This window comes from Streptomyces sp. NPDC006332, assembly GCF_040612855.1.
In the GTDB taxonomy this organism is placed as follows: domain Bacteria; phylum Actinomycetota; class Actinomycetes; order Streptomycetales; family Streptomycetaceae; genus Streptomyces.
In genome coordinates this window covers 20924-30311 of sequence record NZ_JBEXRA010000079.1, presented here as the reverse complement: position 1 = coordinate 30311, position 9388 = coordinate 20924, and the positions used below count along the sequence as shown (strand labels likewise).

Annotated in this window: 8 protein-coding genes; 4 read left to right on the top strand and 4 right to left on the bottom strand. The window is 70.3% G+C overall.

The window, feature by feature from the left end:
* Positions 1-157 precede the first annotated feature (157 nt).
* Positions 158-1693 carry an MFS transporter gene (locus ABZ027_RS39945; protein ID WP_356777407.1) on the bottom strand — a complete coding sequence of 512 codons (1536 nt, stop codon included), beginning with the start codon at positions 1691-1693 and terminating at the stop codon, positions 158-160.
* Positions 1694-1790: 97 nt separating this feature from the next.
* On the opposite strand from ABZ027_RS39945, the gene ABZ027_RS39940 reads away from it, so the two are divergent.
* A complete protein-coding gene (locus ABZ027_RS39940; protein WP_356777405.1) occupies positions 1791-2372 on the top strand; it encodes a TetR/AcrR family transcriptional regulator in 582 nt (193 codons plus the stop codon).
* On the opposite strand, the gene ABZ027_RS39935 is transcribed toward ABZ027_RS39940, so the two are convergent.
* The gene (locus ABZ027_RS39935) at positions 2359-3036 is read right to left on the bottom strand and encodes an HAD family hydrolase (protein WP_356777403.1); all 678 of its coding nucleotides are present in this window, start codon (positions 3034-3036) and stop codon (positions 2359-2361) included. The genes ABZ027_RS39940 and ABZ027_RS39935 overlap by 14 nt on opposite strands.
* 38 nt (positions 3037-3074) lie before the next feature.
* Positions 3075-4337, bottom strand: a complete 1263-nt coding sequence (locus ABZ027_RS39930) for a helix-turn-helix domain-containing protein (protein WP_356777401.1) — start codon at positions 4335-4337, stop codon at positions 3075-3077.
* A gap of 163 nt (positions 4338-4500) precedes the next feature.
* Here ABZ027_RS39930 and ABZ027_RS39925 point away from each other — a divergent pair, with 163 nt between their 5' ends.
* From ABZ027_RS39925 to ABZ027_RS39915, 3 genes are all read left to right on the top strand, one after another.
* Positions 4501-5427: a proline dehydrogenase family protein gene (locus ABZ027_RS39925; protein ID WP_356777399.1), complete on the top strand. Its 927-nt coding sequence runs from the start codon at positions 4501-4503 to the stop codon at positions 5425-5427.
* 173 nt (positions 5428-5600) lie between these two features.
* Positions 5601-7232, top strand: coding sequence for an L-glutamate gamma-semialdehyde dehydrogenase (pruA, locus tag ABZ027_RS39920; RefSeq protein ID WP_356777398.1), 1632 nt, complete (start codon positions 5601-5603; stop codon positions 7230-7232).
* A 319-nt stretch (positions 7233-7551) separates the two neighbouring features.
* The gene (locus tag ABZ027_RS39915) at positions 7552-7683 is read left to right on the top strand and encodes a hypothetical protein (protein ID WP_115905715.1); all 132 of its coding nucleotides are present in this window, start codon (positions 7552-7554) and stop codon (positions 7681-7683) included.
* 18 nt (positions 7684-7701) lie between these two features.
* Here the strand turns inward: ABZ027_RS39915 and ABZ027_RS39910 are convergent, their stop codons facing one another.
* Positions 7702-9273, bottom strand: coding sequence for a metallophosphoesterase family protein (locus tag ABZ027_RS39910; protein ID WP_356777395.1), 1572 nt, complete (start codon positions 9271-9273; stop codon positions 7702-7704).
* Positions 9274-9388 lie beyond the last annotated feature (115 nt).

Here is a 9388-nt window from a genome sequence, read left to right as displayed (position 1 = left end):
GAGGGGGTGACTACGATTCAGGCATGGCGAAGAAGCTCGTGATCAAGGTGACGGCCGGGGCGGACGCCCCCGAGCGCCCGCTTCGGCCCTGAACGGGCCTTGTCCTCAAACGCCGGACGGGCTGAGGTTTCTCAGCTCGTCCGGCGTCTTGCGTTCCTCAGACCGTGGCCTTCTCTGCCTCGGGCGTCTTCGGCGCCTCCCGTACGCTTACTCGCCGCAGGGTCACCGCCGTCAGTGTCGCCGCTCCCGCCAGCACCACCGCACCCGCGATCGCCGCACCCTGCATCCCACTCGTGAACGCATCCCGCGCCACCGCGGCCAGGCCCGGGACACGGTCCGCCACTGACAGCGCCCCGCCCAGCGTCTCGTGCGCCGGAGCCGGCGCCGAGGCCGGGATCTCGTGGCGGTAGATCGCCGTGCCGATGGAGCCGAGGACGGCCATGCCGAGGGCGCCGCCGAACTCCGTGCCGGTCTCCATCAGCGAGGACGCGGTGCCCGCCCGCTCCACCGGGGCGGTGCCCATCGCGAGGTCCATGATCTGGGACATCACGATGACGCCGCCGACCGCGAGGACGGCGCAGGACGCCAGCACCAGCCACATCGAGTCCGTCCCGGCGAGGGCCATCAGTGCGAAGCCGCCCGAGGAGATCGCGAAGCCCGCGGTGACGACACGGGCGCGGTCGACACCCCGCTGGACCAGGGTGGTCGCGATCGGCGCCGCGGCCCCGATCGGCACCGACGGCAGCAGCGCCCACAGGGCCGCCTCCAGCGCGCTCTTGTCGAGCACCGACTGCAGGTACTGCGTGGTGAAGTAGGCGGACCCCATGATCCCGAACGCCGAGACCAGGTTCAGGGCGACGGACGGCGCGAAGCCGCGGCCGCGGAACAGGGCTGGGTCGATCATCGGCGAGGCCGCGGTGCGCTGGCGGTGCACGAAGAGGACCGCGAAGAGCAGGCCGACGGTGATCGAGACGACGTAGCCGACGTTCCAGCCCTCCGAGGGGATCTCCTTCAGGCCGTAGATGACTGGGAGCACCGCGGCCATCGACAACGGGACGCTCAGCCAGTCGAAGCGGCCGGGCGCGGGGTCCTTCGACTCGGGCAGCAGGATCGGGCCGAGGACCAGCAGCAGTGCCATCGCGGGCAGGTTGACCAGGAAGACCGAGCCCCACCAGAAGTGCTCGACGAGTAGGCCGCTCATCACGGAGCCGAGCGCGATGCCGGCCGTCATCACGCCGGACCACAGGCCGACCGCCTTCGCCCGCTGGCCCGGATCGGTGAACATCGTGCGCAGCAGCGCCATCGTCGACGGCATCAGGGTCGCGCCGCCGATGCCGAGGATGGCCCGGGCCGCGATCAGGGTCTCGGCGCTGTTCGCGTACGCCGCGACCAGTGAGGCCGCGCCGAAGGCGGTGGCGCCGATCAGGAGCAACTTGCGGCGGCCGATGCGGTCGCCAAGCGAGCCCATGGTCATCAGCAGGCCGGCCAGCACGAACCCGTAGATATCGAAGATCCACAGCTGCTGGGTGCCGCTCGGTTCCAGGTCGGCGCTGATCGCCGGGATGGCGAAGTAGAGGACCGAGACGTCCATCGAGACCAGCATCAGCGGCAGCATCAGCACGCCGAGGGCGGTCCATTCACGGCGCCCGGCTCGGGCGGGGGTCGGGGTGGTGCTCGTCGGGTTCGAGGTCATGCCGAGGAATGTACGCACGTATTAAACGCTTGTCTAGAACGATTGTGTAATACGTATGTCTAGGACGGTTGTATGAAGTGGCGGTAGGGTGGACCGCATGGGACACCGTGAGGATCTGCTCGAAGGCGCCAAGCGCTGCCTGTTGGAGAAGGGCTTCGCGCGGACGACGGCGCGCGACATCGTCAAGGAGTCGGGGACCAACCTGGCCTCGATCGGGTACCACTACGGCTCCAAGGACGCGCTGTTGGCCCAGGCGTACGTGTCACTGGTCGAGGCGATGGGCGACGCGTTCGTGGGGGACGGGACCGTTCTCAATGCCGAGCCCGGTTCCCTCGAACGGTTCCGGGAGGTGTGGTCGAACATCATCGGCACCATGCGGGAGCCCGGTTCGCTGTGGCACCTCAGCATGGAGGTCCTGGTCATGGGCGACCAGCTGCCGGAGGTGCGCGACCATCTGGCGCTGGCCCAGCGGGAGGCGGGGCGCGGGCTCATCCCGCTGCTGATGGGGGGACGGGAGGAGGACGTCTCGGACGAGACCGTCGACACTCTCGGTGTGTTGCTGGTGACGTTGATGACGGGGGTCATCGCCCAGTGGACCTTCGACCCGAAGACCGCACCCGAGGCGGATCAGCTCGCCGAGGGGCTGCGCCGGGTGATCGATGCGGCTACCCGCAGCTAGGGGCTGAGCCAGGGCCTGAGCTGGGGCCGACGATCTGGTGGATGGCGGTGGCGGTGTCCCGGACGATCCGGGTGGGCCGGCAGTCGGCCTCGGTCCACGGCCGCCCGCCCGACACCCACACGCTGTGCGCGTCGACGCCGTTGGCGCCCCGGATGTCCGCGTGCGCCGAATCGCCGATCATCCAGGCGCCGTGGAGCCGTGCGCCGACCAGGGACGCGGCCGCGTGGAAGATCTCCGGCGCGGGCTTCTTGTGGCCGACGGCCTCGGAGACCACCCAGCCGTGGACGAGCCGGTCAAGACCGGTGTTCCGGATCTTCGTCTCCTGCTGGGCGACACGGCCGTTGCTGACGATCACGCAGGTCCAGCCGCGCGCGACGGCCTCGCCGAGGGCGCGGCGGGTCGGCTCCGGCAGGGTGACGCGGTCGGCGGCGCCGTGGTCGAGGAGGGCGTGCACGGCGGAGTCGGGGACCGCGGCGCCGTAGCGGTCGAGCATGGCCCGGGCGAGGTCCGGGCGGGGCGTGTATCCGCTCGCGTCGAGGGCCAGCAGTGCGGGGAGATCGTCTGCGGGCAGCGCGTACTCGGCGAGGAACGACGCGACCGCCTCCCGGAAGGCGGCGTCCCGGTCGATCAGGGTGTTGTCGAGATCGATCATCAGCAGGGGCATGCCCTGATGATCCCGCGACGCGGCCGCCCCGGGCCTGCTCACAGCCGGATCGCCTTCAACGCCATGTGCAGCAGCAGCCGGTCCTCGCCGTCATCCAGGTCCAGGCCGGTGAGCTTCTCGACCCGGGACAGGCGGTAGTAGAGGGTCTGGCGGTGGATGCCCAACTCGGCGGCGGTGCGGGCCGCCTGGCCGGCGCAGTCGAGGTAGATCTCGGTCGTCCGGGCCAGTTCATGGTGGGCGGGGGAGAGGAGAGCGCGCACGGCGGGGTCGTGCGCCGCTTCAGGGGGCAGCGAGGTCAGCAGACGGTACGGACCGATGTCCGACCACTCGGCGACCGGCCCGAACCGGGGTTCCGCCAGGGCGGCCCGGGCGGCGGCCGAGGCCTCCCGCCAGGAGGCGCCCAGCTCGGCGAGGCCCACGCGGGCGACGGCGATACCGGCGGCGACCCCGCCGACCCCGCCGATGCGGCCGCCGCCTCCGACTCCGCCGACTCCGCCGCTCCCGGTCTGTGCTCCCGTCCGCTCCAGCAGCCGCCCCGCCGCCGACGTCGCCGGTGTCAGAACGTCCGGTGCGCGGAGCCGGATCAGCAGGGCGATGGAGTGGGCCGTCGGTCCCCAGGGGACCGTGCACAGGGCCGTCGCCCCTGGGACCGTACGGACGGACGGGGCGTCCTCCGGGTCGGCCGACGGCCAGGGGGCCACGCACACCACTGTGTGGAGGGTGTCGGCGCGCGGGCCGAGGGCGGTGCGGAATTCGGCGACGGCCATGTCGTGCTGCCAGCCGCGCTCGGCGGTCAGGACCGCCCTCAGTTCCCTGCTCAGATCCGCACCGTGCTGTGCCTCGTCCGCGAGGAGCGCGCCGATGCGGGTCGTCACCTCCATCGCCGCCGCAAGCTGCCCCTCGGTCGGCCCCGGGTCGTCGTCCAGCAGCCAGACGTAACCGTGCACGACGCCCCGATGGCGTACGGGGAGGCAGATCCGTCCCCGGTGGACGCCCGCCTCGGGGGTGGGCGGGATGCGGACCGGGCCGGTCGCCCGGGTGATGCCGAACCCCTCGAACCACGAGCGGACGGCGGGCGTGGAGCGCCGGGCGAGGATCGAGCGGGTCCGCACGGGGTCCAGCGCCGACGCGTCCAGGTCGCCCTCACTGTCGTACGCGCCGAAGGCGATCAGCTCGAAGTCCCGGCTCTCCAGGGTCGCGGGGGCCCCGAGGAGCTCGGAGATCTCGTCGACCAGCTCCTGGTAGTCACCCACGTTCTTGAAGGGCGCGGAATCCGACGTCACCCGGGGATTCTCCCCCATCGGCGCGCGCCTTCATACATCTGTCTGAGATCCAGGGCACGGATGCGTGACAGCTGTCGATGGCACACGATCGGAGAGATCCTTAGGTTTCACGGTGGTTCCCCGTGCCGTACCCGAAACTTCGGGTATCGGCCTCATCAGGGTTGGTATGTGGAGGTGCCCCGTGCTGGGTCCCGTGATTCTCGCCGCGTCACGCAGTGACCGGATCCGACGCCTGGTCTCGGCGGCTCCGGTGACCAAACAGGTCGTCGACCGCTTCATCCCCGGTGAGACGGTCGACGAGATCGTGTCGATCGTCCTGGACCTGACCGACAGGGGTCTGGAGCTGACGATGGACGTCGTCGGCGAGGACATCACCACCCCCGACCAGGCCGCCGCCGCCCGGGACGCCTACCTGGAGCTCGTCGACCGGCTCGAGCGGCTGGAGCTCGGCACCCGTGCCGAGATGTCCGTCAAGCTGTCCATGTTCGGCCAGGCACTCCCCGGCGGCCACGAACTGGCCCTGGCCAACATCCGTCCCGTCGTCGAGGCCGCCGCCGCCATCGGGACGACCGTGACGCTCGACGCGGAGGACCACACCACCCTCGATTCGATGTTCGCCATCCACGAGGAACTGCGGAAGGACTTCCCGCAGACCGGCTGCGTGATCCAGGCCTACCTCTTCCGTACCGAGGCCGACGCCCGCAGGCTCGCCGCGAGCGGCAGCCGCGTGCGGCTGGTGAAGGGCGCGTACAACGAGCCCGCCGAGGTCGCGTACCAGAACAGGCACGAGATCGACAAGGCGTACGTCCGGACCCTGAAGGTCCTGATGGAGGGCGAGGGGTACCCGATGGTCGGGTCCCACGACCCGCGCCTCATCTCCATCGCCCAGGAACTCGCCCACCGCGCCGGCCGCAAGCTCGACGAGTACGAGTTCCAGATGCTGTACGGAATCCGCGGCGACGAACACCTCCGGCTCGCCGCCGAGGGTCACCGCATGCGCGTCTACACCGCCTACGGAACGGACTGGTACGGCTATTTCATGCGGAGGCTGGCGGAGAAGCCGGCCAATCTGCGGTTCTTCGCGCGAAGCATGATCGGCCATGGCTGACCCGACCGCGCTGTGCCGCGGCGCCTGCCGGGGGTCCGGGGGTCGTCCCCCGGGCAGGCACAGCATGCGGAGGCCGGCGGAGAAGCCGGCCAATCTGCGGTTCTTCGCGCGAAGCATGATCACCAAGGGCTGAGCCCCGGAAACCCACCGCTCAAGAAGGAGTTCAGGAACCCATGGACGCTGTGACCCAGGTCCCCACCCCCGTCAACGAGCCGGTGCACGGCTACGCCCCGGGTTCGCCGGAACGCGCGCGCCTGGAGGCGAAGCTCAAGGAGCTGGCCGACAACCCCGTCGATCTGCCGTGCTTCATCGGCGGCGAGCGGCGACTGGGCGGCGGTGAGCGTTTCGACGTCGTGCAGCCGCACAACCACAAGGCCCGCCTCGGTACCTACGGCAACGCCACCCGGCAGGACGCCCAGGACGCCGTCGACGCGGCCCTCGCCGCCGCGCCCGCCTGGCGTGCGATGTCCTTCGACGACCGCGCGGCGATCATTCTGCGCGCCGCCGAGCTGCTGTCCGGTCCCTGGCGCGAGACGCTGGCCGCCTCCACCATGCTCGGCCAGTCGAAGACCGCCCAGCAGGCCGAGATCGACACCCCCTGCGAGCTCATCGACTTCTGGCGCTTCAACGTCAAGTACGCCCGTGACCTGCTCGCCGAGCAGCCCCCGGCGAACGCCCCGGGCGTCTGGAACCGCCTCGACCACCGCCCCCTCGAGGGCTTCGTCTACGCGATCACGCCCTTCAACTTCACGGCGATCGCGGGCAACCTGCCCACCGCGCCCGCGCTGATGGGCAACGTGGTGGTGTGGAAGCCGAGCCCGACCCAGACGCACGCCGCGGTCCTGCTCATGCAGCTGCTCGAGGAGGCCGGGCTGCCCAAGGGCGTCATCAACCTCGTCACCGGTGACGGCATCGAGGTCTCCGAGGTCACCCTGAACCACCGCGACCTCGCGGGCATCCACTTCACCGGCTCGACCCCGACCTTCCAGTACCTGTGGAAGACGGTCGGCGCCAACATCGAGAAGTACCGCACCTACCCGCGTCTGGTCGGCGAGACCGGCGGCAAGGACTTCGTCGTCGCTCACCCGAGCGCCGACCGCGCGATCCTCAAGACCGCCCTGACCCGCGGTGCCTTCGAGTACCAGGGCCAGAAGTGTTCCGCGACCTCCCGGGCCTACATCCCGGCGTCGATCTGGAACAGCGGCTTCCGCGAGGAGTTCGCCGCCGAGGTCGACTCGATCGCCATGGGTGACGTGACCGACCTGTCGAACTTCATCGGCGCGGTCATCGACGAGCGCGCCTTCGCCAAGAACAAGGCCGCCATCGACCGTGCGAAGGCGGACCCGAACTGCACGATCGTCGCGGGCGGTTCGTACGACGACTCGGTCGGCTACTTCGTCCGCCCGACCGTCGTCGAGTGCTCGGACCCGGAGAACGAGGTCTTCACGACCGAGTACTTCGGCCCCTTCCTCGCGGTGCACGTCTACGAGGACGACGCGTACGACGAGATGCTGACCCAGATGGAGTCGGTGTCCGACTACGCGCTGACCGGCTCGGTCATCTCGGCCGACCGTGCGGCGGCGGCGTACACCATGGACAAGCTCCGCTACGCGGCCGGCAACTTCTACATCAACGACAAGTCGACCGGCGCCGTCGTCGGCCAGCAGCCCTTCGGCGGCGGCCGGGCCTCCGGCACCAACGACAAGGCCGGCGCCCCGCAGAACCTGATGCGCTGGACCCTTACCCGCGCCATCAAGGAGACGCTGGTCCCGCCGACCGACTACCCGTACCCGCACATGGGCTGAGCCCTCGCGCACACGGAACGGGCCAGGTCGACGACCTGGCCCGTTCCGTGCGTTCGGGACGAACCTCTCCCTGGTGAAACCGCAGGTCGGTGTGGGGTGGGACAGGACGCCGTCTCAGATAGTAGGAAGTCCGAGTAATTGTGGAGACAGTCAGGCCCTCCTCCCGTAACTTTGTAGGAGCCGAACGTCTCGCTCGACCCAGCGAATGGCGGTCGTGAGCCGGGCCCCGTGCAGGCAATCCCTGCGGCACCGCTCCCCGCCCCTTCCGGCGTCTCGTAATCCCTTTTCCGCTCCGGGATCTCGAAGGAGTCGATTTCTCATGGCCGAGACGACCGCCCGCCGCCGAGTCCGTCACCTCTCCCGTACGAGTGAGTCCGACCGCAAGAACGCCGCCGCCGCGCTCCAGCGCGCCCTCGACCGCCGCGACAACGGCGGCTCGACCGGCCACTGACGCGGGACGAGACGCGGATCACGCGCCCCGCCGCACCTCGAAGTGATCGATGCGCTTCCCGCTCTGCGCCAGCGCCGACACCGTGAGCCTCGGGCGCGTACCGCTCTCCGCCTCCACCGAGAGGAGGGAGAACCCGCGGTAGCGCACCCGGGACCACTCGACGGTCTCACCCTTGGACTGCTGCGTCTTCGTCCACTGGAAGGACTCCACCGACTCGCGGTCCTTGACGTGTCCCTCGTAGCTCTCCTTCACGCCCGCCGGGAAGCCGTACAGGTCCCGGCCGCCGCCGCCCGCCGTCACGTACACGATCCCGTCCCGGGTCGGGTCGGTGGTCGCGCCGATCGGGACCGGCCGACCCACCTCGCCCTGCCTGATGGCGTCCGTGCGCTCGTAGACATGGTTGTGGCCGTTGATCACCAGGTCCACCTGGTGCTTGGCGAACAGCGGCAGCCACTCCTCGCGCACGCCCCCGTCGGAGGCGTGCGTGGAGGTCGAGTAGGCGCAGTGGTGGAAGAAGACCACGATGAAGTCCACCGCGGCGTCCGCCCGCAGCTCGGCCAGCTTCCCGTCCAGCCACGCCGTCTGCTTCCCGCCCGTGTAGCCGAAGTTGGCGGGGATCTCGTACGAGACGTCGTTCGCGTCCAGTGCCACGCAGGCGACGTTGCCGTACCTGAACGCGTACACGCCCGGTGCGGTACGCGGGTCGAAGCCGTTGTCCGGGAGGGACCAGCGGGCCAGTTGGCCGCCGTAGCCCTCCGGTGAGTACCAGGCCTCCATGTCGTGGTTGCCGGTCGTCACCATCCACGGGACCGACTTCGCGACCGGCTCGTTCTGCTTGAGGAACAGGTCCCAGTAGGCGGGGTCGTAGCCGTCGGACTTCTCGCCGTGGCCGGTGCCGTCCGCGTAGCAGATGTCACCCGCGTGCAGGTGGAAGGCGGGTTTCTGGCCCAGCAGCACATCGTCGTTGGCGGCGGCCGCCTGACTGACGCCCTGGTCGCCGAACGCGGTGAACACGAACCGTTCCGGGGACGACGGGGCGGTACGGAACGAGCCGATCGTCGAGCGGTGGGCGGGCGCGGCCGGGTCGAAGCCGTCGTGGCCGACGCCGTAGTAGTAGGTGGTGCCCGGAAGCAGGCCGTCCAGGGCCGCGTGCACATAGAACTGGTCCAGCGCCGACCGCACCCCGCTGACCCCCGGGGTGTGCAGATCGCGTACCTCGGCGTCGATCTTCCGGCTCAGTTCGTCGGGCCGGGTGCCGACCCGGACGTACGGTCGGCGCACCGCGAGCGGGACCTGCCAGGAGATCCGCATCCCGGTCCGCGGATCGGCGCCGAAGGCGAGATGCCGGCCGAACGGGACGACGGCCGAGCCGTGTGCCACGGACGGCGACGCCGAGGCCGACGCTGTCGGGCTGGCCGCGGTGCGCGCCGAGCCGCCGCCCGAACAGCCCGTCAGCAGCCCGCCCGCCACCGCGCCCGCCGTCACCAGCGCGCGGCGCCGGGACAGCTTCGTGCGCAGGTACTCGTACTGCTCGGCCATGCTCATCCGGCGCGCGAGCTCGGGCGGGATGCCGCAGTCGGGTGTCTCCATGAGGGTGAACTTCCCAGCAGACCTCAACACCGGCCATACGTACGGGTGAACGAGCGGCAACGGGTTGGCGTGGACGTCCTCCCGGCAGTCCTCCCGCGTGTCCGTATCGCGGACA

Excerpts from the sequence above, each read along its gene's own strand:
- ABZ027_RS39945 (WP_356777407.1), bottom strand. The coding sequence starts at position 1,693 with ATGACCTCGAACCCGACGAGCACCACCCCGACCCCCGCCCGAGCCGGG.
- ABZ027_RS39940 (WP_356777405.1), top strand. The coding sequence starts at position 1,791 with ATGGGACACCGTGAGGATCTGCTCGAAGGCGCCAAGCGCTGCCTGTTG.
- ABZ027_RS39935 (WP_356777403.1), bottom strand. The coding sequence starts at position 3,036 with ATGCCCCTGCTGATGATCGATCTCGACAACACCCTGATCGACCGGGAC.
- ABZ027_RS39930 (WP_356777401.1), bottom strand. The coding sequence starts at position 4,337 with ATGGGGGAGAATCCCCGGGTGACGTCGGATTCCGCGCCCTTCAAGAAC.
- pruA (WP_356777398.1), top strand. The coding sequence starts at position 5,601 with ATGGACGCTGTGACCCAGGTCCCCACCCCCGTCAACGAGCCGGTGCAC.
- ABZ027_RS39915 (WP_115905715.1), top strand. The coding sequence starts at position 7,552 with ATGGCCGAGACGACCGCCCGCCGCCGAGTCCGTCACCTCTCCCGTACG.
- ABZ027_RS39910 (WP_356777395.1), bottom strand. The coding sequence starts at position 9,273 with ATGGAGACACCCGACTGCGGCATCCCGCCCGAGCTCGCGCGCCGGATG.